Below are 25,169 nucleotides of genomic sequence, written 5' to 3' on the forward strand. Positions count from 1 at the left end.
GTGTAACCGTCAGGAAAAGTGCCATGTCTGCCCGTATATTTCAGCGCCCCAAACATGCCATGCAGTCGGGCCGTGGGCGCAGGGAATGGGTGTTGGAATTTGCCGCAGAAGAACCGCGCAAGCCGGACCCGTTGATGGGCTGGGCTGGCTCAGGCGACACTCAGGCGCAGGTTCAATTGACTTTCCCAAGTCTCGATGCCGCCATCGCCTACGCCGAAAAGAAGGGGATCAAGGCAAGTTTTATCCCGACACCCCCAAAAACCCTGAAGCTTCAGGCCTATGCGGATAATTTCCGCTAAATTATCATTCCGGGCAGCATCAGCAATTTGACGTCAACGACGCACCCCATCGCGCGCTTTTCCTGAATAAAATCAGGCAATTCAGCCAAAGCGACACGGTGGACGATGATATTCTCGCCGTCGACACCGCCACCGTCACTGACTTTGGTCAGGCCATGTGCGCGCACTAGCCAAAAACTTTCGCTAACCATACCAGGCGATGAGAAATAATCGCCGAGTATTTCCAGCCTGTCCGCGCGATATCCGGTTTCTTCCTCAAGCTCGCGCGCCGCAGACGCCAGCGTGTCTTCACCCTCTTCATGGTCACCGATCAGCCCTGCTGGCAACTCGATACAATTCGCCCCAAGTGGCACGCGATATTGTTCGACCAGCAGCACATGATCGTCCTCCATCGCCAAGATGACCGCAGCTTTTATCCCGCGTGCGCGGCTAACATATTCCCATTTTCCGCGCGTCTTCGCCGTGATGAAGCGCCCTTGCCACATCACGGTTTCCGCGTCGTCCTGATCGTTCATATTTCGATAAGCCTGTCGGATATTTCGTTGGGATTTTCGGTGCCTTTGGGGAAATGCTCGGCGAGCACAACACCCATCTGGGCGACCGCAGCGGCAACGCCAGCACCGGGGTTTCCAGACTTCACCTCGTCAAGCAACGCGACCATCGCATCGCCCCAGGTCTCCGGTGATACTTTTGACGCAATCGCTTCATCAGCCACGATTTCCGCCCGATGTTCTTTCATCGACAAATATAACAGCACGCCCGTCCGGCCGATGGTTTTTGCCTCTGTTCCAACCTTAAAAAGGCTGATGGCACGACTGCGAACCCGCGCAAGTTTGGTGGCCTGTGGCGTAAGCGCAAGGCGCAATGGCATCCACTTCAGGATAAGCCAAGTGCCGATCCATTTGAGGGCAACTGCGGTCAGCAGGAGCGCCACATACTCGCCCATCGTATATTCATGACCCCAGCCGCCAGTGAGGCCATCAATCAGGCCGATATAAAAATCCGGGAAGGTCGCATAAGTGACCAAGGCCACAAACGCGACAGCGCTTGCCCACGCCATGGCCATGTCTTCATAATGGTCGGACAAATCGGTCACGATCGTCACGATTTCTCCGCTGGTGTGGCGTTCGGCATCGGCAACGGCTTGCGTGACAAGCACATGGTCCGCTTGGCTCATTTGGCTGATTTTACGTAAGGCCATATCAATAGTTCCTACCAGCCGCCCGACGCGCCGCCGCCGCCGAAGCTGCCGCCCCCGCCACCAAATCCACCGCCGCCGCCAAATCCACCGCCGCCAAAGCCACCGCCGCCTCCGCCAAAGCCACTCCCGCCGCCCCAGATAATGACTGGGCCCATGCCGCCGCGCCGATGTTTACGCCCGCCGCCTTTCATCGACCTTATCATCGGCAGAAAAACGAAAAAGATCAGAAAGAGGACAAAAAGGATCGCGCCAAACGGGATGCCTTCATCTCGCTTGCCGCGCTGCTGCTGCGCGGCACTTGCTATCTTGGCGGCTTCATCGGCAGGCAATTCCAGCTGAGTCACAATGCGGTCAACGCCTGCATTAATGCCCCCAACAAAGTCACCTTCTTTGAAGCGCGGAGTAATGTCATTGCGGATTATCGTAGATGACAGACCGTCGGTTAACACGGGTTCAAGGCCATAGCCAACTTCGATACGCATCTTACGTTCATTGGGCGCAACGATCAGGATCGCGCCATTGTCCTTTTCGGTCTCGCCTTTGCCATCCTGCCCAATCGCCCATGCGCGGCCAAGCCGGTACCCATAATCGGATATTTCATAGCCCTCCAGGCTATCGAGCGTGGCGACCACCAGCTGTCGCTTCGTTCGCGTCTCCAATCCTTCAAGCTTGGCGGTAAGCTCGGCTTCTTGCTGCGGATCGAGCAGGTTGGCCTGATCAACCACCCGGCCAGTCAGCTTCGGAAAATTCTGCGCAACTGCTGCTTGGCTGGTAATGGCCAGCAGCAGTGCGGTAAGCAGCGCAGTCAGCAACCCTGGGACCTTAATCATGTTCAATTCCCAATAAGGCGTCAGGTCGCTGGCGCCATATCCAGCTGTGGCGCGGATTCAGCACCTTGGGTTGTGGCCTGATATGGTACCATTGGCTTTGCGCCGTGGATGACCTTCGCACCAATAATATCCGGGAACGTCCGGATGGTGGTGTTATATCCGCGGACAGCCTCATTATAATCGCGCAGCGTAATGCGAACACGGTTTTCCTGACCCTCAAGCTGATCCTGAAGCTTCAGATATCCTTCCTGGCTTTTCAGTTGGGGATATTGCTCAACCGAAACTAGTAAGCGTGAAAGGCTTCCCGACAACTGGTTCTGGGCGGATTGGAAAGCAGCCATTTTTGCTGGATTGCTAAGGTCGTCGGGGTTCACCTGAATATTGGGCGAGGTCGCGCGGGCGCGGGCTTCGATAACCTCGGTCAGCGTTTTGTTTTCCTGCGCTGCTGCGCCTTTCACGACATTTGCCAAATTTGGGATTAGGTTGGCGCGTTCCTGAAACGCAGCTTGGACATCAGCCCATTTCGCCTTGGCATTTTCCTCGGCTGTTGGAACGCTGTTGATACCACAACCAGCAAGCGACAGGGCCGCAACTGGCACCACAAGAAATTTCATAAAATTCTTACGCATTGAGTTCCTCCACTTGGCAATCGCCTAGAAATCCAGCCGTTTAGGGGCTGTGTATTACATACATAAGGCGCGCAATGTTCTTACGCAATGACTGCTATCGTTTGCGCGGCGGATATGACATATTTTACCGATATTCACTGGAGGAGGTCATCACTATGTTGGGGGAGTTCAAATCATTTATCATGCGCGGGAATGTGCTTGATTTAGCTGTGGGCGTCCTGATCGGAGCCGCATTTGGCAAGATAATTGCCTCCCTCACAGACGATGTCATTATGCCGTTGATTACGTTAATGACTGGCGGCGGCGTTGATTTTAGCAGCAAATATGTGGTCCTCAGCGGCGGAGAAAAATTGACCTCCGGCATGACATTTGCTGCTGCCAAGGCTGCAGGAGCGAACGTATTGGGATGGGGCAGTTTCGTTACGGCGGCGATCAATTTCCTGATCCTTGCATTCGTCATTTTCATGATTGTGCGCTCTGCGAACAAATTGTCGCCACCCGCCGTACCTGGCCCGTCAGATGTCGATTTGCTGACCGAAATCCGCGACGAGTTACGCAAAAAATAACAGCCAATTGCAATGCACGTATGTGTGTAGCATAGGCGCTTGATGAATTCTGCTGACATAAACCGAGGCCATCATTTTACCCAAGCTACCGGGTTACGGGCGTTCACCGGAGGGCTATTTGTGCGCGGTTTTGAGCGCATCGTTGACCGTATTGATCGTGGCCTAGAACATGGAACGATCGAAGGCATTTTGCCCGACGGTTCTGCCCGGTTACTGGGCGGACGGGGTGCGGGTCCGGTTGCTACGGTGACACTGCACAGCTGGAAAGCGTTGCTCCGGCTGGTGCGGGGAGGTTCAGCTGGATGGTATGAGGCATGGGCAGCTGGCGAATGGAGCAGTCCGGACCCAGTCCAGATATTCGACCTGTTCGTGCGCAACCGGCTGTCCTTGGGCACCGTAGCCCGTCCATCAGGCATGGCAAAGGTCGCCGGTGTGGCACTGCATGCGCTGCGCCGGAACAGCCGAAGCGGCGCGCGCCGCAACATCGAATTTCATTATGATCTCGGCAATGATTTCTATCAGGCCTGGTTGGATGAGAGCATGACCTATTCAAGCGCTCTTTTTGCGGACCCCGGCATTCCAGGCGAACGGCTGGAAACAGCGCAGCACCGCAAGATCGAAGCGTTGCTGGAACGGTTGCAATTGTCCGACGGCGACAGCCTGCTCGAAATTGGCTGCGGCTGGGGAGGATTGGCTGAGGTCGTTCTGCAAACGCATCGTGTTAAATACCATGGCATTACTTTGTCCCCGTCTCAAAAATCCTATGCGGACCAACGTCTCTTGGGCTTAGGTGCAGCCGAGGTAACGTTGACCGATTATCGGGATGTTGTTGGCCAGTTTGATGCCATTGCCAGCGTGGAAATGGTTGAGGCCGTTGGCCAGCAATATTGGCCAGATTATTTAAAATCTGTTGCGCGTTGTCTGAAACCCGGTGGCCGCGCGGCGATCCAATTTATCAGTATCGCAGATGATGTTTTTGAATCCTATGCCAAGGGAACGGATTTTATTCAGCATTACATTTTTCCCGGCGGCATGCTGTTGTCCGAAAGCCGATTTCGGGCAATCGCAATCGATTGCGGTTTTTCATGGGAAAACCAGACGGACTTCAGGCTCGATTATGCTGAAACGCTGCGGCAATGGCTAACAAGATTTGACTCCGCAGTAGCAGCCGAAACGCTGCCAGCCGGGTTCGACGATAAATTCATTTCGCTTTGGCGCTATTATCTGATGTATTGCGAAGGCGGGTTTAGGGGCGGCGGGATTAATGTTGCTCAAGTGACCTTGGTCAAAAAATAATCTTTGGGGGAGCAGGATGTTAAAATGGATATTCGGGTTATTGATCGTGATCGCAGCAGTAGCGGGCGGATTTTGGGCAAGCGCCGACAAGGATATGAAAGCACTCATCTCCAGCCTGCCGACGGACGCTAACGTGCTATTCTGGAGCGTGGAGCAGCGCGATGCCGGATTTCGCGCACTGGACCGGATTCCGATCCTTGCTAAATCGAATATCATTGCAAAGGGCGACACGGTTTATCCCTTACCCAAGGGCGAACCGATTACCATTGGAACCGATGTCGATGCCTATATGAAGGCGCAGCGCACCGCCGGTCTTGTCATTGTGCAGGACGGAAAGGTGCGGCTGGAAAAATATGGTCTGGATTTTGATGCAGCGGGCAAATGGACCAGCTTTTCCGTTGCAAAATCCTTTACGTCAACTTTGGTCGGGGCCGCTATCAAGGATGGTTACATCAAAAGCATTGATGACAAGGTATCGGCCTATATCCCTGACCTTAAGGGATCGGTTTACGACGACGTGACGATCAAGCAATTGCTGACCATGACATCGGGCGTCAAATGGAATGAGGACTATGCCGATCCCAAATCGGACGTCGCGTTGTTCAATATACACAAGCCGGAAAAGGGCGTGGACGTTACGGTCAGCTATATGCGCAAATTGCCGCGTGAAGCACCCGCTGGCACCAAATGGGTCTACAAAACCGGGGAAACCAATCTGATCGGCGTACTGGTCAGTTCAGCCACCAAAAAGACGCTGTCGCGCTATTTGTCGGAAAAGCTGTGGGCGCCCTTTGGCATGGAACAGGACGCAAGCTGGCTGATCGGCTCCACTGGCCATGAAATAAGCGGCTGTTGTATTCAGGCTTCCACGCGGGATTACGCGCGTTTCGGTGTGTTCATGCTGGGCGGCGCAAAGGTCAACAATGTCAGCATATTGCCTGATGACTGGATTGCGCCGGCCACAAGCAAGCAAGCCGATATTGCCGTGCCCGGTAAGGGATATGGCTACCAATGGTGGACCTATGATGACGGAAGCTACGCTGCTCAGGGGATATTCGGGCAAGGTATCTTCATCGATCCAAAGCGCAATCTGGTAATTGCATCGAACAGCAATTGGCCCAAGGCAACTGACCCCGACACAGTAGGGGTCCAGCGCGAGATGTTCTACAAGGCCGTTCAGGCCGCCGTTGATGCGGAGGCAAAACCTATTGGAAAATAGCCATGCTGCGGTGCACAATAATTGCGAGATTTCGTAATTAAATTGCGCCGCAAAGCGCGGAAAAAAGGGCTTTTCTAAGCCTCGATATTAGTCCAGCATGTTTATTCCAGACAGGGTGGTTCAGCGGGAGATTTGCCATGGATTTTAAAACGTTTTTACACGCAGGTAGCAACCGGCGCGCGATGCTTAAGGGTATGGGCGTTGCTGCCGTCGGATTCTCGCTCACAGGCGCTCTTGCGGGCTGCGGTGAGAAAGAGGCGGCAAAGCTTGCCAATGGCGAGGAGGCAAAGCTGAACTTCTACAACTGGGACACCTACATTGGTGAGACCACGTTGGAAGATTATAAGGATAAAGCGAGCGTAGACGTAAACATGACCTTGTTCGCGAGCAACGATGAGTTGTTTGCCAAGCTGCGCGCTGGAAACCAGGGTTACGACGTGATCGTGCCGTCGAATGATTTTGTCGAGCGGATGGCTGCCGCAAACATGTTGGTTGAACTCGACAAGTCGCAGATTCCCAATTTCAAGAACGTTGCGCCAGATTATCAGGATGTCCCTTATGATCCGGCACGCAAATACTCTATGCCCTACACCTGGTTGGCGTTAGGCATTGGCTATCGCAAATCAAAGGTCAAAGCCGCACCTGACAGCTGGAAAGTCTTGTTTGACAGCGACGAGTACAAGGGGCGCATTGCTGTGCTGTCCGAGGCTGGTGACATGTTCCGGCTTTACGGGAAATATCTGGGCAAATCCGTCAACGCGTTGACCGATGCCGATCTCAAAATGATCGAAGCGATGATGATCAAGCAAAAACCGAATATTAAATCTTTCCACGAGGATAATGGGCAGGATCTGCTGCTGAAGGGCGAAGTGGACTTGGTCCTGGAATATAATGGCGATATTGCGCAAGCTATGGTCGAAGACCCCGATATTGGCTTTATCATCCCCAAAGAAGGCAGCCAGTTGAATTCGGACAATCTGTGTATTCCAAAGGATGCGCCGCATCCCGAAAATGCACATGCGTTCATCAATTACCTGCTTGATGCAGAAGCGGGCAAAAAGATCACCGAGACGATATTATACCCGACGCCTAATGCCGCAGCCAAGGCGCTCATGCCCGACGATTACAAAGATAATCCGGTTATTTTCCCACCCGCCGATATTTTGGCTAAATGTGAATATGCAAAATTTAATCCCGAGCTTCAGCCCAAATATGAGGAGGCGTTTACCCGGGTGCGGGCGGCGTAAATAGTGTCGGGCGCGCTGCAGGACTGGAAAGGCCAGAAAAAGCCGTTTGCCGCAGTTGTGACGGCACCGATTTTTTGGCTCGTCCTGTTTTTCGTCGCGCCCATGGCCATCGTCTGGCTGTACAGCTTTGGCCAAAACGCTGGGCCTGCGGACATTGAAATCTCGGGCACGCTCGACAATTACAAGCGCGCGATTGAGTGGCTGTATCTATCGATTTTCCTGAAGAGCTTTGCCGTCGCTGCGCTCACGACGTTGATCTGTCTGATTGTCGGCTTTCCCGTGGCGATGGCGATCACCTTTGCCGCGCCAAAGTGGCGGCCATGGTTGCTGCTTGGAATCATGCTGCCATTCTGGACCAACCTGCTGATCCGCACTTATGCGTTGATGGCCTTGATGGGCACCAACGGATATGTGAACAAGGGGCTGGGCGGCCTGTGGGACGGTGCAAGCTGGCTGCGCACGCTTGTTGGCATGCAGCCGCTCGAGGCCTGGACGCCTGTACAATTGCTCTATAATAATTTCGCGGTCGTGCTTGGGCTTGTCTACGTCCATCTGCCTTTCATGGTCCTGCCTTTATACTCGGCGCTTGACCGGATGGATAAAAGCCTGATTGAGGCGAGCCTTGATCTCGGCGCGGGCCATTTCAAAACCTTTATGCAAATCGTTGTGCCTTTGGCTGCGCCGGGCATTGTCGCGGGCGTCATGATCACTCTTATCCCGGCGCTGGGCGCGTATCTGACCCCTGACCTTATGGGCGGAACGGATAGCCAGATGATTGCGAACGTCATTGAACGGCAGTTTAAGCGGGCGAATGACTGGCCCTTTGGCGCGGCGTTATCGTTCCTCCTCATCTACGCGATGTTTATCCTGATCGCGCTGCAATCGGTGCGGTCGAACAAAGTGAAAGCGGCACATTGATGTTTAACCGAGCGCCCATCGCACCGCTTGAATATACCCGCAAATTATGGATGCGTAGCTGGGTCGGGCTGACCATGCTGTTTCTTTATGCGCCGCTCATCGTCCTGATGATTTTCAGTTTCAACGACAGCAAGCGCAACGTCATTTGGAAGGGGTTTACCCTCAAATATTACGAAAAAGCGCTGAACAATGACAGCCTTGTCGAGGCAATGGTCAATTCGCTTACAATTGCATTCTTGGCAACGATCGTCAGCCTGGTCATCGGGGCGTTGGCTGCGGTTATGCTTTGGCGCTTTCGATTTCCGTTCAAGGGGTTGGTCGAGGGGACGATGTCGCTGCCGATCATCGTGCCGGAAATCTGCTTGGGCGTTGCGTTCCTGATCTTCTTTGCAAAACTCGATTGGCCAAGCGACTTGCCATGGCCGCTAAACCTGTCGGCCATTACCATTGCGCACATCACCTTCTGCTTTCCTTTTGTCGCGATGGTGGTCCGCGCGCGGCTGGCCAGTTTCAACAGGGAAGAGGAAGAAGCCGCCAAAGACCTTGGTGCGACCGAGTGGCAGGCGTTTCGCGATGTCCTGCTGCCGCATATCAAACCTTCATTGATTGCAGGCGCATTGCTTGCCTTCACGCTAAGTCTGGATGATTTCGTCATCACCTTTTTCACCAGTGGTCCCGACACGATCACCTTCCCGGTAAAGGTATATTCCATGGTGCGCTTCTCGGTCACGCCAGAGGTGAACGCAGCATCGACCATATTGATCGTCCTAACCGTCCTCCTTACCTTCATCGCGCTGAAATATCAGGGCGTGAAGGGCATCGCGCAAGCCCATTAGAAGCAGCATTTCTATATGACCGAAACCAAACAACCCATCATCCAGATACGCAACGTGTCCAAACGTTTTGGAAAGGTGACGGCAGTAGACAATATCAGCCTGGATATTCTCGAAGGCGAGTTCTTCGTGCTGCTTGGGCCGTCCGGTTGCGGCAAGACTACCTTGCTGCGCATGATCGCCGGCTTTGAAATGCCGACCGAGGGACAAATTTTTATCGACGGGCAGGATATGAGCCTCGTCCCGCCAAACAAGCGTCCAGTGAACATGGTGTTTCAAAGCTACGCTGTGTTTCCGCATATGAACGTGACCGACAATGTGGGCTATGGCCTGCGCATATCCGGCATATCGAAGGGCGAAACCCGCGACCGCGTCGCCGAGGCACTTGAGCTTGTAAAGCTTGGCGGGTTCGAAGACAGAATGCCGGACCAGATGTCAGGTGGTCAGCGCCAGCGCGTGGCATTGGCACGAAGCCTTGTCATGCGGCCCAAGGTGTTGCTGCTCGACGAGCCACTCTCCGCGCTTGATGCAAAGCTGCGGGCGCAGATGCAGTTTGAACTTTCAGACCTGCAGGACAAGGTCGGGATCACCTTTGTCACCGTCACCCATGACCAGGACGAAGCTTTGTCGATGGCAAGCCGCGTTGCCGTCATCAACAAAGGCGAGGTGGCGCAACTCGCGCCGCCGTCAGACCTATACGAATATCCGGCCAACCGCTTCGTCGCCGATTTTGTGGGTTCGGTGAACATATTTGAGGGCAAGCTGACGCTGGATGAGCCAGACCGGGCAGCGGTCGATTGCCCCGGGCTTGGCAAGATTTACCTGAACCACGGGGTCACCGGGCCGCATGGTGCAAATGTGTGGATCGCGCTTCGGCCCGAGAAGATTTACCTTCATGTTCCGGGCGAAGGCAAAGCGATCCGCGCGGCCGCCCAAGATGCGCCCGACGGCCACAACCTCGCGCGTGGAACGATCAAAGGCATGAGCTACCTCGGCGACATAACGCTTTACGACATCCAGCTTGAGGGCGGCCAGCTCATCCGCGTCAGCCGCCCTAATCTGTCGCGCCGCGATCAGGAAGACTTCACCTGGGACGACAAGGTCAGCATGCACTGGCGCGCCGACAGCCCTGTCGTGCTGCTAAGTTAGAGCGTCAGGGGCAATCACTCGGTGCTTGGCGCTGGCCTCAAGTCGAGCAAGGTGACGATGATGTTGCTGTCCGGATCAGTCGGAGCGGTCTTTGGCATACAGAAACGGTAAGTCGATCCCGTCTGCATCATTTTCAGGCTTTCGCTGAAAACAGGCGATGTCTGGCTCAACGGGATTTTTTCCCACTCGCGCTTTTGCTGAACTATGCCGGTTTTTCCGTCGAATACGGTGAAATCGACCAGCGCCATGTCGGCGTCGGTTGGCTTCCTGCCGGTGCCGGCGCTCACCGGATCAAAACCAAGGCCTGAGGCAGTGGTTTGCGAACAGGTGCGTTCCGCGACCGGAATGACTGGTTTGGGCGGCGGGTTATTGAACGAAAGTAACTCAACCTCGAACACCAGATCGGCATTTGCTGGGATCGGCCCAGTGCCTGCTTCGCCATAACCAAGCTTTGACGGGATACAGAGGCGGTAGCTTCCTCCTGGTTGCATCAATTGCAGTCCCTGCGCAAAGCCGGGGATGACACCGCCCACTGGAAATTGTGCATCCTTGCCGGAGTCAAATTCGCTGCCATCTGCGGTCAGCATGCCCTTATAGTTTACCGTAACCTTGGACTCTGCGTTTGGCCGTTCGCCCTTGCCTGCCTTGATAATTGTGTAAGACAGGCCCTCCGGCGTTGTCACTTTGCAGGTCAATACCTGCGGCTTCGCCTTGGCGGCGGGGGTGGCGGCCTGAGCCGGCGCCATCTGGAGGAGCAGGGCGGGGGTGAGAGCAGCGACAATGGCTGCGCGCTTGAGTGGAGATATCATGGATGCCTTCGATAATGATTGGATATGGTTTGTCCAGTTGGGTTTTACGCGTTTTCACCGGGTGCGCGATTTTACAAAGTCACACTAAGGTCTCACCAAAAACGATCTGGTGCGTGCCCCTACCTCACTGAGGAAACATTCTTTCAACGCTGAGAAAGAGCATCGCCGACATCTGGCCGACGCGGCGATTCTCTCAAATGAAATCCTACATTGCAAGCGGGATCCTAGTATTCAGATGCTGAAACAAGTTCAGCATGACCAGGAGGGGCAGTCAGCCATCCACGTGCCACGACAATAGGGGCTCGTCCGCTACCCCCCCGTCACCCTGAACTTGTTTCAGGGTCCATTTTTCCACGCAATCCAACGGTCACGATGCGGGATAGACCCTGAACCAAGTTCAGGGTGACGTTGAGGGATAGAAATTGCGTCTCGCTGGTGGCTCAGGGCTACGGTTTCATCCGATCGCCCGTAACTTTGGTTCGGCCTCGTCCAGCGATTTGTGAATGATGCCGACAAGCTCATCGATCTGCGCAGGCGTGATGATCAATGGTGGGCACATCACGATGCTGTCGCGGATACCGCGGACCATCAGGCCGTTTCGGATGCAGATATCGCGGACCATCGGGCCTGCTGTACCTTCCGCGCCGCCAAAACGTGCGCCGGTTGCCTTGTCCGCGACGATTTCGACCGCGCCAAGCAAGCCGATGGATCGCGCTTCGCCGACCAATGGATGGTCGCGCAGTGGTGCCAGTGCGTTTGCGAGATACGGTCCGGTTTCGTTGGCCACCTTGTCGAACAGGCCTTCGCGTTCCATGATTTCAATATTGCGCAAGGCTACCGCCGAGGCGACGGGGTGGCCCGAATACGTATAGCCATGCACGAAATCGCCGCCGGTTTTCATCACTTTTATGATATCTGCGCTCACGGCGACTGCCGAAATCGGCAGATAACCAGACGACAGTCCCTTGGCCATTGCAATGATGTCGGGCTGAATACCCATGGTTTCATGGCCCCAGATATTGCCCGTGCGCCCGAAGCCGCAGATGACCTCGTCACAGACCAGGAGAATGCCATATTTCCGGCAGATCGCCTCGACCTGAGGCCAGTAATTGGCCGGCGGAATGATCACGCCGCCAGCGCCTTGAACGGGCTCGCCGATAAATGCCGCGACATTTTCAGGGCCAACCTCAAGGATTTTGTCTTCAATCGCCTGCGCGCATGCTGTGCCGAATTCGTCCGACGTCATGTCGCGGCCTTCATTGAACTGATAAGGCTGACGCACATGCTCGATGCCCGCCATCGGCAAGATGCCGGGGGCAGGGAAGCCCTGGCCATGCATCGCCTTCATACCGCCCATGCTGACTCCAGCAACCGTCGAGCCATGATAGGCATTGTGGCGGCTGATGATGATCGTGCGGCTATGTTCGCCCTTCACCTGCCAATAATGGCGGACCATGCGCAAGATGGTGTCATTGGCTTCGGAACCCGAACTGTTGAAAAACACATGCGGCAAGCGGCCATTGGTGAGGCTCGCAATCTTGTCGGCGAGCATGATTGCAGGCGCGTTCGCGGTTTTGAAGAAGCTGTTATAATATGGCAGCTCGAGCATCTGTTCGCGCGCCACCTCGGCAAGTTCATCGCGGCCATAGCCGACATTGACGCACCACAGGCCAGCCATGCCGTCCAAGATGCGGTTGCCATCGCCGTCGTGGATATAGCAGCCATCGGCATGGGTGATGATCCGGCTGCCGCCGAGATCTTCAATTTCCTGCCAGTCGGCTTGCGCGGGCAAATGATGGGCGATGTCGAGGCGGCGAAGTTCGGCGATGTCGTAATTGCGTGGCATGGGTGTGTCCCTCAGTAAAGTCGTCGCACCAGCGAAGGCTGGTGCCTATTACGTCTTGCGGTTTGAACCGAGACGCGAGATGGACCCCAGCCTGCGCTGGGGCGACGATGTGTCAGGGCGAAAAGCCTATCCGTGCTTGATAGCGGTTAAAGCGGGTTACCTTCGTGTTCACAGTTCGCCTCTTAACGCCTTTCCGAGAAGGTGGAAATAGGTTTGCGAATCCGGGTCGTTTTCGGTGCCCCATTCGGGGTGCCACTGCACCGCGAGCAAGGGTGCGCCATTTGGCCGGGCGCTATAGGCCTCGACCAAGCCGTCTGGTGCGCGTGCTTCAACGGTCAGGCCATTCGCTAGCGTGCCGATGCCCTGATAATGGACGGAGTTCACGTCCAGCGCGGGTTTCGAATAGGCGTTGGCCAGCATGCCGCCCTCTGCAAGCGCAACCGCATGGCGATGGTCGAACATCGCATCAAAGGACACGTCGTCGGGTGCGTGGTGGCGGATCAGCGCATCATTGGCACTGGTATCGCGGCGCAGCGTTCCGCCCAAGGCAACATTGATTTCCTGAAAGCCCCGGCAAATGCCGAACACAGGCTTTTGCAAATCGATCATGCGGGCAACCATCGAAAGGGCAATCTCGTCGCGGTCATCGTCGAACGGCCCATCCCCGCCAGCTTCGCCATATCGCTGCGTCGCGACGTTGGAGGGACTGCCCGTCAGCAGGATGCCGTCGATCCGTGGGGCGACCTCGGCAGCGGTCATCAGGTCGGGCAAGGACGGAATAATCAACGCCGCGACATCGGCATAAGTCATCGCCGCGCGGATGTAGCGGTTCATGACAGCCTGGGCGACTTCGGTACCAACCAAGCGGTTGCAGGCGATGACACCCAATACCGGACGGCCCATATTGCTTACTCCTGCGCTAATTCTTCCTTGGCTTGCTCGGCAATTTCGGCGGCTTTGTCAATTTCGCGTTTCTTTTTCCGGCTGAGCAGGAATTGCCAGACCCCGAAGAGGTTGATGAAAAGCAATACCCCGTTCTGGATGGCCAAAGGCATGCCGTCCGGCGCGGTGAGGCCCGAATACACCCACAGACATGCAACGATAGAGAATAAAACGAAGCCAAAGCCCGTGATCCGGCGGCTAAAATCAGCAGCGACCATGGCCGCGGCCACGATCGTTCCTATTGCCGCAATCCATTCGATGGGTCCGTTCACGTTGCTCCGATCAATTCCCTCCCGATCAACATCCGTCGGATTTCATTTGTTCCCGCGCCGATGTCGAGCAATTTGGCGTCGCGCCAATAACGTTCGACAGGCCAATCCTTGGTGTAGCCAGCGCCGCCCAAAGCCTGAATGGCCTCGCCTGCGACCTTCACCGCGCTCTCGCTTGCAAGCAGGATCGCGCCCGCCGCGTCGAAACGCGTGGTCTGTCCCGCGTCGCACGCACGCGCGACATTGTAGACATAGCTGCGCGCAGAATTCAGCGCGACATACATGTCGGCGACCTTCGCCTGCATCAGCTGAAAACTGCCAATCGGTTTGCCGAACTGTTTGCGTTCGCGGACATAAGGCAGGACGACATCAAGACAGGCCTGCATCACGCCGAGTTGAAGCCCCGCAAGCACCACGCGTTCGTAATCGAGGCCCGACATCAATACGCCGACCCCGCCATGTAGCGGACCCATCATTTGTTCTTCGGACACGAAGCAGTCGTTGAACACCAACTCAGCCGTTGGCGATCCGCGCATCCCGACCTTGTCGATTTTCTGGCCAATGGAGAAACCATCCATGCCTTTCTCAATCAGGAACGCCGTAATGCCGCGCGATGCAGCCTCAGGCGCGGTTTTCGCGTAGACCACCAAAGTGTCGGCATATGGCGCGTTGGTGATCCAGAATTTGGTGCCATTGAGGATGTAGCCCCCCTGAACCGCTTCGGCTTTGAGCTTCATCGATACGACGTCCGATCCGGCGCCAGCTTCGGACATGGCAAGACTTCCGACATGTTCGCCCGAAATCAGCTTGGGCAGATATTTCACCTTTTGCTCCGGCGTGGCCCAGCGCGCGATCTGGTTGACGCACAGGTTGGAGTGCGCGCCGTAGGAAAGGCCGATGGAGGCAGAGGCGCGGCTGACCTCTTCAACCGCGACCACGTGCTCCAGATAGCCAAGGCCAAGGCCGCCATCAGCTTCATCAACGGTCAGGCCATGCAAGCCCAATTCGCCCATCGCTGGCCATAGCTCATCACGCGGAAACCAGTCCTCTGCGTCGATTTTGGTGGCCAGCGGTGCGATTTTGTCGGTCGCAAAACGCTGTGTTGAATCGCGGATCATGTCGGCGTTTTCGCCAAGGGCGAAGTCTAATGTCATGCTTGTCATCGCTTCGCTCTGCCAGTTATTTTACAGCGCTGCAAGCATGGGACTAGCCAGTCGATGACCTTTTGCTTACCGCTCATATCATGACTTTCCAGCGCGCGAATCTTCACTGATGCATTATGATATCCTCATCGTCGGCGGTGGCCATGGCGGCGCTCAAACGGCCATTGCGCTGCGCCAGGCGAAATTTGAAGGCCGTATCGGCGTTGTGAATGCGGAAGCCGAATATCCTTATGAACGACCACCTTTGTCGAAAGACTATTTTGCTGGCGAAAAGGCGTTTGAACGCATTATGATTCGCCCGGCGGCCTTCTGGGCCGAACGTGCGGTCGACATGATGCTGGGAAAACGGGTTGAGGCCGTCGATCCCGCTGCACATGCTATAACCACATCGGACGGAACCGTGATATCCTACGGAAGCATGATTTGGGCAACGGGGGGCAGCCCGCGCCAATTGCCTGTCGAGGGCAGCAATCTGCCCGGTGTACACGTGGTGCGCACCCGCGCAGACGTCGACAGAATGACGGACGGGCTCGATGATGTGGCGGACGTCGTCATTGTTGGCGGAGGGTATATCGGGCTTGAGGCGGCTGCGGTGTTGCGCAAAATGGGCAAGAACGTCACCATATTGGAAGCGATGGACCGCGTGCTTGCGCGGGTCGCGGGCGAACCACTGTCGCGCTTTTACGAAGCCGAGCATCAAGCACACGGCGTCGATGTTCGTCTGGGTGTCGAAATTACGGCCATCGAAGGCGATAGCTTTGTCATGGGCGTGCGTCTGGCCGATGAAGAAATTGTGCCAGCGCAGATGGTGATTGTCGGCATCGGCATCATTCCTGCGGTGGCGCCATTGTTGAACGCTGGCGCGGCGGGCGGAGCCGGGGTCGACGTCGACACTTACTGCCGGACATCCTTGCCTGACGTTTTCGCGATTGGCGATTGCGCGGCGCACGCCAATGCTTTTGCTGGCGGCAACATCATGCGGGTGGAATCGGTGCAGAACGCCAATGACATGGCCAATGCCGTCGCCAAAAGCCTGACGGGCGAGCTTACGCCATATCACGCTGTGCCGTGGTTTTGGTCAAACCAATATGATCTGCGGTTGCAAACAGTGGGTATCAGCGCAGGCTATGACGCGACGGTATTACGCGGTGATCCCGATACGCGCAGCTTCTCTTTAATCTATCTGAAGGCCGGAAAAGTCATTGCGCTCGACTGCGTCAACGCGACGAAGGATTATGTCCAAGGCCGCATCTTTGTAACAGAGGGCCTGTCACCGACCGCTGAACAATTGGCCAATGCCGGGGTTACCTTGAAAGAACTCGCCGCTGATTTGATGGCCAACTGATTGCAATTTGCCCCCGGTACGTTCCGCCCTCACGGCCATTTTAGGCCCAACAAATACCGGCAAGACCCATCTCGCCGTGGAACGGATGTGCGCACATTCGAGCGGCATGATTGGCTTTCCTTTGCGCCTGCTCGCGCGCGAGATCTACGACCGCGTGGTTGCTATCAAGGGTGTGCAAAATGTCGCGCTGATCACGGGCGAAGAACGGATCGAGCCGCCGCAGGCGCGCTGGTACTGTTGCACCGTGGAAAGCATGCCGATTCAGAAGGACTTTGCCTTCGTTGCGATTGACGAGGCGCAATTGGGTGCCGATCCCGAACGCGGGCATATTTTTACTGACCGGATCCTCCACGCACGCGGCCGCGAAGAGACGATGATTTTGGGCTCGGAAAGCCTGCGTCCGATTATCCGGTCGTTGCTGCCCGACGCGGAGATTATCTCACGGCCCCGTTTTTCGACATTGAGCTATGCGGGTGCAAAGAAGCTGTCGCGACTGCCCAAAAGGTCGGCCATCGTCGCCTTTTCCATTGAGCAGGTCTATGCCGTTGCCGAAACCTTGCGCCGCATGCGGGGCGGTGCGGCGGTTGTGATGGGGGCATTGTCCCCGCGCACCCGCAACGCGCAGGTCGCGATGTTTCAGTCTGGCGAAGTGGACTATTTGGTCGCAACCGACGCAATCGGGATGGGCCTCAACCTCGACGTTGCCCATGTTGCTTTTGTCAGCCTGTCCAAATTTGACGGTTCGCGCCGTCGCCGCCTGACGGTCGCGGAAATGGCGCAAATTGCGGGTCGCGCTGGCCGCCATCAGCGCGACGGCACATTTGGCACATTGGCTGGTGAAGGTAGCGAGTTCATGCCTGAAGAGGTGCTGGCGATTGAGGGCCACAGCTTCCCGCGGCTGGATTGGCTGTACTGGCGCGAGGCAAAGCCGCGTTTTAATGACATCGCCACATTAATCGCCGACCTCGAGAAAAAGCCGCATCGCGCCGGTTTGCTGCCTGCGCCAAAGGTTATCGACTTGCTGGTGCTCAAGCGCCTGGCCGAAATGCCTGATGTAAATATGCTCATCCGCCATCCGGTCGACGTGGCGCGGCTGTGGGAGGTGGCATGCCTTCCCGATTTCCGGCAGATGGGGGAGGAGCATCACAGCCGCTTCGTTGCGTCCCTGTGGCAATATCTCGGCCAAAATGAACGCGTCATTCCGCAGGGCGTCTATGCAAGCGAGCTTGCGCGGCTCGATAATATCCAAGGCGATGTCGACACCTTGTCAGCACGGATCGCGGCGGTGCGGACGTGGACCTATATTGCCCATAGAAGCGACTGGCTGGCCAATCCGCCTGCGATGGCCGAGCGCGCGCGCGCTTTGGAAGAAAAATTATCGGATGCCTTGCACGATGCGTTACGCCAGCGATTCGTCGATAAGCGCACATCGATGTTGCTGCGGAAAAATGCGACAGATGTTGGTCTGCTGCCCGTCGAAATTCAGCCTGACAATCGTGTTCTGGTCGATGGCGAAGACATTGGCACTTTACATGGATTCGCGTTTCGGGTTGACCCGGCAGCTAAAGCGGGTGACCGTAAATTATTATTGGCTGCTGCCGAACGACATTTGGCGGCACATTTGAGAAAAAAGGCAAAGGACGTAAGTATGGCAGAGGATAATGAATTCTCGCTCACCGCCGATGGAGAAGGCAAGCCGGCAATTTTCTGGAAGGGCGACCTTCTTGGAGCCCTGACCAAGGGCCGCACGCTGCTGCAACCCGCATTCACGCCGGTAAAGGCTGTGGCTGGTCTTGAAGGTGATGCCTTGCGCGAAATCACGACCCGCGCCGAAGCCTGGATTGAGTCCCAGCTTGCAAAAGCCATGGGTGGGATTGTCGGGCTGTTGGAACTTGCCCAGCAACCCGATGTTGATGGAAATGTACGCGCGCTGGCGGTCCGGTTGGCCGACGAAGGCGGTATCGCCGGTCGGCATTATTTGGCGGACGCCATTGCAGCATTGCCCAAGGAAGCACGCGGCGCAGCGCGCAAGGGCGGTATCGTTTTCGGCGCGCTCGATATCTATCACCATGCAGCGTTGAAACCAGCGGCCGCAAAATGGCGCGCAGCCTTGTTTGCCGCGCGTGACAATCGCGCGATGCCCGAACTGCCGCCAGAGAGTGCAGTGCATTTGAAAGCATGGCCCTTTGCCAATGCGGCCGAGGCACGCAACGCAGGATATCGGCGGATCGGCGACGAATATGTCCGCATTGACCTTGCCGAGCGTGTCATCAAAAAAGCCCATGAAGCACGCGGAAAAGGCAATGTCTTCGGCATGGACATGGCGTTTGCAACCTCGCTTGGCATCAGCGAGGCTGGTTTGAAGGCATTGATGCGCGACGCAGGTTTCCGCCCGGCGGACACGCTGCCTGAGCCGACTGCCGATGCTGAGCAAATTGTGACGGATATCGCGGAGGACCAAACCGTTCCGGTCCCGCCTGCCGAGCAAAATGTTGCTGACGAAGATACTGCTGAACCCGTGGCCGAAGAGGAAGTAGCCGTCGCGGCTGATGCGGTAACGCATTTGGAGTCGGAAGTTGCTCCACCCGTTGCTGTCGCCGCTCCCGAGTCACAGGCGGTGACGCTAACCCACTGGCGCTGGGTCGGCCTGCCAAAGCCGCGTCCGCCCGAGCAGCGCCAGCAGCGGGCCCCATCGCATCAGCAAAAGACGCATGCGACTTCTAAACCGCAGGGCAACCCACAGGGCAAGCCGCACGGCAAAGCCGACCGCGCACCCGCTGCGCCAAAGCCAAATGCGCAACCATCGTCTTTGGCGCTTCAGCTTGCAGCGCTTAAAGGCCTAAAGCTGTAGGGTCAGGACGACTTTGCGGATCGACAAGCTTCTGTTCTTTCTGCGATTTGCCAAAAGCCGTTCGCTTGCCCAAAATTGGGCTGAGGCCGGACATATTAGGGTGAATGGCCGCCGCGTTGAAAAGGCGAGCCTGTCGATCGGTGTCGGCGATGTCATCACCATGCCGATGGGCGAAATTGTTGTGACATTAAAGCTTTTGTCCATGCCAATTCGGCGTGGTCCAGCCAGCGAAACAGTGCTTTGCTATCAGCTTATTGACTAAAAATTGGGTGTTCTTTGCAATCCGCCGTTGACTTCCCCCTGCGCCTCGCAATAGGCAGACGATGTGAAGCGGCTAATGGGCCGCCGCGTTTGGGAGAATTCCGCAAGTGACCTATGTTGTTACCGATGCCTGCATCCGCTGCAAATATATGGACTGCGTCGAAGTATGTCCGGTGGATTGCTTCTACGAAGGCGACAACATGCTCGTCATCAACCCGAGCGAATGTATCGATTGCGGTGTGTGCGAGCCGGAATGCCCGGCAGAAGCGATTCTACCAGATACCGAAAATGGTCTTGAGCAATGGCTTGAATTGAACGCGACCTACAGTGCCGAATGGCCAAACATCACGTCCAGCCGCGAACCACCTGCCGATGCCGACGAGCATAAGGGCGAAGAAGGCAAGTTCGACAAATATTTCAGCGCTGATCCCGGCGAGGGCGACTAACCCTTCGCGGCGCGGTGCGCCTTTAACCAGCCTTTTTGATAACTTTCGACTTCGCGGAGCGCGGCAAACACCGTCATGTTCGGCTGTGCCCGTCCTGTACGCCCCAGTGCGTAAATCTGACTGTAAAACCAATATTGCGTGGCAAAGCCTTCAATCCCGCGCACCGTTTTTATTTTCCGCAAGCCGGAAAGCCATTCGGGCAACAATTTTAACTGGTTCTCTGTCCTTGGCAGCATCGCCATGCCACCCAGCAAGCGTTTCGGCGCTTCGGGCATCACGCACAAGGGGCGTGCAAGGCCAATCACATCGGCAGCCCCGTTGCGTAACGCCTGCTCCATAGCCGAAGCAGTGCGGAAACCGCCGGTCACCATCATCGGTATTTTCAATTCGCTTTTCATCGCTTGGGCGAAATCGACGAAATAAGCCTCGCGCGCGAGAGTCGTGGCCGCAACATTTTGCGCGTCCTCGGCTTCCATGCCTTCAATGCCCAGCAATTTTGGTTGCTCATAAGTGCCACCTGAAATCTCGATGAGGTCAACGCCGGCATCCTGCAACCAACGCGCGACCTGAAGGCTGTCTTCAAAGGCGAAGCCGCCGCGTTGAAAGTCAGCGCTGTTCAGTTTAACCGAAATGGGGAAGTGCGGCCCGACCAATGTGCGGACCGTGTTGATGGTGAACATCAAAAAGCGTGCGCGATTAACAAGGCTTCCGCCCCAACGGTCGGTGCGCTCGTTCGACCGGGGGCTCAAGAATTGCGAGATCAGGTAGCCATGGGCGGCATGGATCTGAACGCCGGTAAAGCCGCCATTTTTGCAATGTAGCGAGGCCTGTCCAAAGCGGCTTATAAGATTGAGGATTTCGTCCTCGGTCAATGCAACCGGCGTTCCGAATTGTCCCCCCGGCAGGCCAAGCTTAACCGCGGACGGCGCCTTGGGATGCGGGTTGACCGCACGCATTGTCTGCCGTCCGGCGTGGCTGATCTGCGCCCAGAAATGATTGCCGTGACGGGTCGCGGCTTTTGTCCAAGCCAGAAGCGCGTCCATCATCTCGGAATCGGGTTGATCGCCGAAAAACACATTACCCGGCCGCTCAAGATGACCGGCATCGATTTGGATATTGCCCGAAATGTGAAGACCGGCACCACCGTCTGACCAAATGCCGTATAGCCGCTGAAGCTCAGCCGTCGGGCGACCTTGTGGATCGGCAAGCCCTTCGGTCATCGCCGCTTTTGCGATGCGATTATTGAGCACGGCCCCGCAAGGCAGTTTCAGCGTGCTGTTTAACCTCACTGGGTTTCGCTGGTCGTGGCGGTTGTCGTGCTGCTTGCTGCCGATTTCTCTGTCGGTTCCGATCCCGTGGTTGCTTTATCCTGCGCAGGCGCCTTGGCTGGCTCTGTTCCCGCAGGAGCAGCTTCGAGCGGTGGCTCATCCGTTGATTGGTCAGTGTTGATCATATCGTCGCTGATCGTACCTTCCAGACTGTCCAGATCGTCCATGCGTGTTTCAGTAACCTGGTTATCTTCTTTGGAACTGCCACAAGCGGACACAAGGAGCGATACAGCCATGACTGGCATGAAAATGGAAAGGCGCATGATATCCTCACTGGTCTATTCGGCCGCGACCCTACAATCTCCGCCAGTTTTCGCAAGGCACTTGAGAACGCGCGGGAATGTCTCGCGCAGAGCAATGTCGACATCTGCGAGCGAAGCGTGGATACCCAGATCAGCAAGGCTGGTGACGGGATATTCGGATATCCCGCATGGCACGATGCCACCGAAATGGCTGAGGTCTGGGGACACATTAATGGCAAAGCCGTGCATGGTGACCCATTTACGGATCCGCACGCCGATCGCGGCGATTTTTGCCTCTTGTCCATCGCGCGTGTCGCACCAAATGCCGACCCGGCCATCGGCGCGCCGCGCTTTAAGGTCAAAGCGCGAAAGCGCGTCGATCACCCAATTTTCGAGTGCGTGCACATAGCAGCGTACATCCTTGTTGTGGCGCGCAAGGTCCAACATGACATAGCCGACGCGTTGCCCGGGACCATGATATGTGTAACGACCACCGCGTCCGGTATCATAAACCGGAAATTGCTGGCTAAGTAGCTCGGCAGGGTCAGCGCTGGTCCCGCTCGTGTATAATGGCGGATGTTCAAGCAACCACACAAGCTCGCGTGCGTCTTCATCGCGAATGGCGACCTGCAATGCTTCCATGCGCTTTATGGCTTCTGGATAAGGCGTCAGCCCTTCGGAGATGTCCCAGTCAATGTTGTCCGAAATCGTCATGGAGGCCCCTTAGCATGGCGCAAGCGGCTTGCCACCGCATATGTCTGGCTCTACGCGCCACAGTTGCAGGGAGATGTTATGCCAAAGAAGCTGGATTATCGGGCCGTCTGGGCTGATGCGCGGGCGTTGTTTGCAGCGCATAAAGAGGCAATGGTCGCCATCGCTGGCTTTTTCATCTTCATGCCGGCGTGGATATCGGCATTTTTTGTGCCGTCGTTCATGGTGGATACGCTCGGTAGCGCAGACAAGGTAATGGCTACGCTCAGCGGCTATTTTCAAGCATTCTGGCCGATTTTGCTGCCAACGATGCTGGTGGCCTTATACGGCAGTCTTTCGCTCTATGTTCTGCTGTCGGGCCGTGTCTTGGCAAAGGTCGGGGATGTCTTTGCGATCGCCGGGATTATTTTTGTGCCCTATCTCTTGGCAAGTATCATCATTGGTTGGTCGGTATTGGCCGGTTTGTTCCTGTTTTTCATACCGGGCCTTTATCTGGCGGGGCGCTTTGCAGTCATGCCAGCCATCATCGCGCAGGAAAATGGCGGCGGCACCTCCGGGGCCATCCGGCGGGCTTGGCAAGTCACCAGCAAATGTGGTTGGGCGGTTCTGATTTTGATGCTGTTTGTCACGGTGGTGATGCGCCTGTTGGCGGGAATTGCCGGTGGCGTAGTCGAAGCGATCTGTCAGGCAATTGCTGGCGCAGACGGCATTCCCATTGTCCAATCAGCCATCACCGCGCTTTTTGTCGCGGGGGAGGCGGTGGCGTATGTGTTGATGCTGGTCGCGATTAACCGGCAGCTTTCGGCGCAAACCGTTCCTCAATAATCGGGATTTGTGGCGCTGCACTGCGCGGGATGAGGCCAGTGATGCGTGGATCCGGGAATGTCTCCAACTGTCTTTGATAGGCGGTGAATCCGGATTTCTGGTAGAATGCGAGCGCATGAGGGCCATCCAGCGTGCAGGTATGTACCCACATCCGTTCAACGCCAGGCTCTCCCCACCCGAGTTGCAACGCCATGGCCATCAGCCATTTGCCATGCCCCTTGCCAGCAAGCTCGGGCACAAGGCCGAAAAAGGCGATTTCGCATTGTCCGGCCTGCCGGAAGTCGAGTTCCAATATGCCAACCTCAATTCCGCGCCGGTCAAGCACCGCCCAGATACGTATCTTGGCGTCGTGGATGATCTGCAGCAGGTCGCTATCGCTCAACTCAAGTCGCGAAAACCACAACCAATGCTCGCCAACACGGCGGTACAGCGTGCGATAGCTGTCAGCAGTTGGTGCAGGCCAGCGCTCGAGCCGAAGCTCGGACGGCGGCAACGCACGCAGCGCTGGCCGTTTTGTCATCTCCAATGATGTAACAATCGCGCCAAGCGCTCCATTGGCGATCGGGCTAAACGCCATGCAGGATTAGTCCCACGCAACTTCGGGTGGAAGGCTCATCAGGATCGCATCGACATTGCCGCCCGTCTTTAGGCCAAAGGTCGTGCCGCGGTCGTACACGAGGTTGAATTCTACATACAGCCCGCGCCAGCGCAATTGAGCCTGCTTTTCTTCTGCCGTGAAGGGCTGGTTCATCCGGCGGCGGACAAGCTTTGGAAAAACGTCGAGAAAAGCCTCACCCACATCACGGGTCAATGCGAAGTTTTGCTGAAACAACGCATCGCTGGTGTTTTCGAGATGGTCATAAAAAATACCGCCGACGCCGCGATGCACGTTGCGGTGGGGGATCCAGAAATAATCCTCTGCCCATTTGCGATAGCGTTCATAGACATCAGGACCATAAGGCGCACATGCGGCGCGTAACCGGGCGTGAAAGTCCGCGGTGTCTTCTTCGTAGGGAATCGGTGGGTTCAGGTCAGCGCCGCCGCCAAACCAGCTTTTTGTCGTGACCAGATAACGCGTATTCATATGCACCGCCGGCACGTGCGGGTTCGCCATATGAGCGACGAGGCTGATTCCCGTTGCAAAGAAATTGGGATCCTCGGCCGCGCCGTGGATCGTCTTTGCAAATTCGGGGTTGAAGCTGCCACCAACTGTGGAGACATTCACACCGACCTTTTCGAAAATCTTGCCCTTCATCACGCCGCGCACACCGCCGCCGCCGGGGGAGCCGTCATGATCGTTGCGTTCCCATGGCGTATATTCAAACGACGCGTCCGAACCTGCTTCGCGCTCAATCGCCTCAAACGCCGCGCAGATGTTGTCGCGAAGCGATTCAAACCAGCTACGCGCAGCTTGTTGGCGGTCATCAAGCACTAAGGTCATATTTTCCCTCCCGGAAATTGTTGGGTCTGTCGCAGACCTTCTGCCAAAGCGATGCCAGCCGAGACCGAAATGTTCAAGGACCGAAATCCTGCAGCCATCGGAATATAGACACGGGCATCGGCGCGGGCATGGACCTCTGGGGGTGCACCACTGCTTTCAGACCCCATCAGTATGACGTCATCGGGCAGAAATTGAAACGCGGGTAACGGGGTGGACGCCTTGCTTGACATCAGCACGAGCCGGGCGCCCCCCAGCGTTTCCAAAAATGCGGTCCAGTCCACATGCCGCTGAATTTGCGCATGGGCCACATAGTCCATGCCCGCACGTTTCAATGCGCGTTCCGAAAAGGCAAAGCCGCACGGTTCAATGATGTCGCATATCACTCCAAAACATGCGGAGGTGCGCAACACCGCCCCGACATTTCCCGCAATGTCTGGCTGATAAAGCGCAATGCGCATGCTTCATTCTCCTTGGACGCCAATCTGTGTCGGTTAGCGCGCATC

At 56.2% G+C, this 25,169-nt stretch carries 28 protein-coding genes; 13 read left to right on the forward strand and 15 right to left on the reverse strand.

Annotated elements, in window-relative coordinates; genetic code table 11:
* Positions 1-23: 23 nt before the first annotated feature.
* Positions 24-299 carry an ETC complex I subunit gene (locus ACLL9E_RS01075; RefSeq protein ID WP_411289901.1) on the forward strand — a complete coding sequence of 92 codons (276 nt, stop codon included), beginning with the start codon at positions 24-26 and terminating at the stop codon, positions 297-299.
* Here the strand turns inward: ACLL9E_RS01075 and ACLL9E_RS01080 are convergent.
* The 4 genes from ACLL9E_RS01080 to ACLL9E_RS01095 are packed head-to-tail and all read right to left on the reverse strand — an operon-like array spanning position 296 to position 2,959.
* Positions 296-814, reverse strand: a complete 519-nt coding sequence (locus ACLL9E_RS01080) for an NUDIX hydrolase (protein ID WP_411289902.1) — start codon at positions 812-814, stop codon at positions 296-298. The genes ACLL9E_RS01075 and ACLL9E_RS01080 overlap by 4 nt on opposite strands.
* Positions 811-1,500, reverse strand: coding sequence for a TPM domain-containing protein (locus ACLL9E_RS01085; protein WP_411289903.1), 690 nt, complete (start codon positions 1,498-1,500; stop codon positions 811-813). Before ACLL9E_RS01085 ends, ACLL9E_RS01080 begins: the two co-directional genes overlap by 4 nt.
* A gap of 11 nt (positions 1,501-1,511) precedes the next feature.
* Positions 1,512-2,330, reverse strand: coding sequence for a TPM domain-containing protein (locus tag ACLL9E_RS01090; protein WP_411289904.1), 819 nt, complete (start codon positions 2,328-2,330; stop codon positions 1,512-1,514).
* A gap of 20 nt (positions 2,331-2,350) precedes the next feature.
* Positions 2,351-2,959, reverse strand: coding sequence for a LemA family protein (locus tag ACLL9E_RS01095; RefSeq protein WP_411289905.1), 609 nt, complete (start codon positions 2,957-2,959; stop codon positions 2,351-2,353).
* Between the two features lie 155 nt (positions 2,960-3,114).
* Between ACLL9E_RS01095 and mscL the strand changes: the two genes are divergently transcribed.
* The 7 genes from mscL (at position 3,115) to ACLL9E_RS01130 (ending at position 10,187) form a co-directional block, all read left to right on the forward strand.
* Entirely contained in the window at positions 3,115-3,525 is a 411-nt protein-coding gene (gene mscL / locus ACLL9E_RS01100) for a large conductance mechanosensitive channel protein MscL (protein ID WP_411289946.1), read from the forward strand.
* Positions 3,526-3,567: 42 nt separating this feature from the next.
* A complete protein-coding gene (locus ACLL9E_RS01105; protein WP_411289906.1) occupies positions 3,568-4,821 on the forward strand; it encodes a class I SAM-dependent methyltransferase in 1,254 nt (417 codons plus the stop codon).
* Between the two features lie 16 nt (positions 4,822-4,837).
* A complete protein-coding gene (locus ACLL9E_RS01110; protein ID WP_411289907.1) occupies positions 4,838-6,040 on the forward strand; it encodes a serine hydrolase in 1,203 nt (400 codons plus the stop codon).
* 137 nt (positions 6,041-6,177) lie between these two features.
* Positions 6,178-7,287 (forward strand): ABC transporter substrate-binding protein, encoded by a 1,110-nt coding sequence (locus tag ACLL9E_RS01115; protein ID WP_411289908.1) that lies wholly within the window; start codon positions 6,178-6,180, stop codon positions 7,285-7,287.
* A 3-nt stretch (positions 7,288-7,290) separates the two neighbouring features.
* Positions 7,291-8,205, forward strand: a complete 915-nt coding sequence (locus tag ACLL9E_RS01120; RefSeq protein ID WP_411289909.1) for an ABC transporter permease — start codon at positions 7,291-7,293, stop codon at positions 8,203-8,205.
* Positions 8,205-9,041: an ABC transporter permease gene (locus tag ACLL9E_RS01125; RefSeq protein ID WP_411289910.1), complete on the forward strand. Its 837-nt coding sequence runs from the start codon at positions 8,205-8,207 to the stop codon at positions 9,039-9,041. Before ACLL9E_RS01120 ends, ACLL9E_RS01125 begins: the two co-directional genes overlap by 1 nt.
* Positions 9,042-9,056: 15 nt before the next feature.
* Positions 9,057-10,187 carry an ABC transporter ATP-binding protein gene (locus tag ACLL9E_RS01130; RefSeq protein WP_411289911.1) on the forward strand — a complete coding sequence of 377 codons (1,131 nt, stop codon included), beginning with the start codon at positions 9,057-9,059 and terminating at the stop codon, positions 10,185-10,187.
* 14 nt (positions 10,188-10,201) lie between these two features.
* Here the strand turns inward: ACLL9E_RS01130 and ACLL9E_RS01135 are convergent, their stop codons facing one another.
* The 5 genes from ACLL9E_RS01135 to ACLL9E_RS01155 all read right to left on the reverse strand — a co-directional run bounded on the left by ACLL9E_RS01135 (position 10,202) and on the right by ACLL9E_RS01155 (position 15,207).
* On the reverse strand, positions 10,202-10,996 hold the full coding sequence (locus tag ACLL9E_RS01135) for an FKBP-type peptidyl-prolyl cis-trans isomerase (protein WP_411289912.1): 795 nt from the start codon (positions 10,994-10,996) through the stop codon (positions 10,202-10,204).
* A 454-nt stretch (positions 10,997-11,450) separates the two neighbouring features.
* The gene (locus ACLL9E_RS01140; protein ID WP_411289913.1) at positions 11,451-12,842 is read right to left on the reverse strand and encodes an aspartate aminotransferase family protein; all 1,392 of its coding nucleotides are present in this window, start codon (positions 12,840-12,842) and stop codon (positions 11,451-11,453) included.
* A gap of 168 nt (positions 12,843-13,010) precedes the next feature.
* Positions 13,011-13,745 (reverse strand): gamma-glutamyl-gamma-aminobutyrate hydrolase family protein, encoded by a 735-nt coding sequence (locus ACLL9E_RS01145; RefSeq protein ID WP_411289914.1) that lies wholly within the window; start codon positions 13,743-13,745, stop codon positions 13,011-13,013.
* A gap of 5 nt (positions 13,746-13,750) precedes the next feature.
* Positions 13,751-14,056, reverse strand: a complete 306-nt coding sequence (locus tag ACLL9E_RS01150; protein ID WP_411289915.1) for a hypothetical protein — start codon at positions 14,054-14,056, stop codon at positions 13,751-13,753.
* Complete coding sequence (locus ACLL9E_RS01155) at positions 14,053-15,207, reverse strand: isovaleryl-CoA dehydrogenase (protein ID WP_411289916.1); 1,155 nt, start codon at positions 15,205-15,207, stop codon at positions 14,053-14,055. Before ACLL9E_RS01155 ends, ACLL9E_RS01150 begins: the two co-directional genes overlap by 4 nt.
* 118 nt (positions 15,208-15,325) lie before the next feature.
* On the opposite strand from ACLL9E_RS01155, the gene ACLL9E_RS01160 reads away from it, so the two are divergent.
* The 4 genes from ACLL9E_RS01160 (at position 15,326) to fdxA (ending at position 20,119) form a co-directional block, all read left to right on the forward strand.
* The gene (locus ACLL9E_RS01160) at positions 15,326-16,561 is read left to right on the forward strand and encodes an NAD(P)/FAD-dependent oxidoreductase (RefSeq protein WP_411289917.1); all 1,236 of its coding nucleotides are present in this window, start codon (positions 15,326-15,328) and stop codon (positions 16,559-16,561) included.
* Between the two features lie 85 nt (positions 16,562-16,646).
* Positions 16,647-19,412 carry a helicase-related protein gene (locus ACLL9E_RS01165; RefSeq protein ID WP_411289918.1) on the forward strand — a complete coding sequence of 922 codons (2,766 nt, stop codon included), beginning with the start codon at positions 16,647-16,649 and terminating at the stop codon, positions 19,410-19,412.
* Positions 19,413-19,425: 13 nt separating this feature from the next.
* Positions 19,426-19,674 (forward strand): RNA-binding S4 domain-containing protein, encoded by a 249-nt coding sequence (locus ACLL9E_RS01170; RefSeq protein ID WP_411289919.1) that lies wholly within the window; start codon positions 19,426-19,428, stop codon positions 19,672-19,674.
* A 106-nt stretch (positions 19,675-19,780) separates the two neighbouring features.
* Entirely contained in the window at positions 19,781-20,119 is a 339-nt protein-coding gene (gene fdxA, locus ACLL9E_RS01175; protein WP_411289920.1) for a ferredoxin FdxA, read from the forward strand.
* On the opposite strand, the gene ACLL9E_RS01180 is transcribed toward fdxA, so the two are convergent.
* The 3 genes from ACLL9E_RS01180 to lipB are packed head-to-tail and all read right to left on the reverse strand — an operon-like array spanning position 20,116 to position 22,403.
* Positions 20,116-21,408, reverse strand: coding sequence for an NADH:flavin oxidoreductase/NADH oxidase family protein (locus ACLL9E_RS01180; RefSeq protein WP_411289921.1), 1,293 nt, complete (start codon positions 21,406-21,408; stop codon positions 20,116-20,118). The genes fdxA and ACLL9E_RS01180 overlap by 4 nt on opposite strands.
* Positions 21,405-21,710: a hypothetical protein gene (locus ACLL9E_RS01185; protein ID WP_411289922.1), complete on the reverse strand. Its 306-nt coding sequence runs from the start codon at positions 21,708-21,710 to the stop codon at positions 21,405-21,407. Before ACLL9E_RS01185 ends, ACLL9E_RS01180 begins: the two co-directional genes overlap by 4 nt.
* A gap of 15 nt (positions 21,711-21,725) precedes the next feature.
* Positions 21,726-22,403 carry a lipoyl(octanoyl) transferase LipB gene (gene lipB, locus ACLL9E_RS01190; protein WP_411289923.1) on the reverse strand — a complete coding sequence of 226 codons (678 nt, stop codon included), beginning with the start codon at positions 22,401-22,403 and terminating at the stop codon, positions 21,726-21,728.
* 78 nt (positions 22,404-22,481) lie between these two features.
* Here lipB and ACLL9E_RS01195 point away from each other — a divergent pair, with 78 nt between their 5' ends.
* A complete protein-coding gene (locus tag ACLL9E_RS01195) occupies positions 22,482-23,225 on the forward strand; it encodes a hypothetical protein (RefSeq protein ID WP_411289924.1) in 744 nt (247 codons plus the stop codon).
* On the opposite strand, the gene ACLL9E_RS01200 is transcribed toward ACLL9E_RS01195, so the two are convergent.
* The 3 genes from ACLL9E_RS01200 to ACLL9E_RS01210 are packed head-to-tail and all read right to left on the reverse strand — an operon-like array spanning position 23,188 to position 25,124.
* Positions 23,188-23,802, reverse strand: coding sequence for a GNAT family N-acetyltransferase (locus ACLL9E_RS01200; RefSeq protein ID WP_411289925.1), 615 nt, complete (start codon positions 23,800-23,802; stop codon positions 23,188-23,190). The genes ACLL9E_RS01195 and ACLL9E_RS01200 overlap by 38 nt on opposite strands.
* A 6-nt stretch (positions 23,803-23,808) precedes the next feature.
* Entirely contained in the window at positions 23,809-24,666 is an 858-nt protein-coding gene (gene hemF / locus ACLL9E_RS01205) for an oxygen-dependent coproporphyrinogen oxidase (RefSeq protein WP_411289926.1), read from the reverse strand.
* Positions 24,663-25,124, reverse strand: a complete 462-nt coding sequence (locus ACLL9E_RS01210; RefSeq protein ID WP_411289927.1) for a tRNA (cytidine(34)-2'-O)-methyltransferase — start codon at positions 25,122-25,124, stop codon at positions 24,663-24,665. Before ACLL9E_RS01210 ends, hemF begins: the two co-directional genes overlap by 4 nt.
* Positions 25,125-25,169: the final 45 nt, after the last annotated feature.

It is taken from the genome of Sphingorhabdus sp. (genome assembly GCF_046596595.1).
Classification (GTDB): Bacteria; Pseudomonadota; Alphaproteobacteria; order Sphingomonadales; family Sphingomonadaceae; genus Sphingorhabdus_B.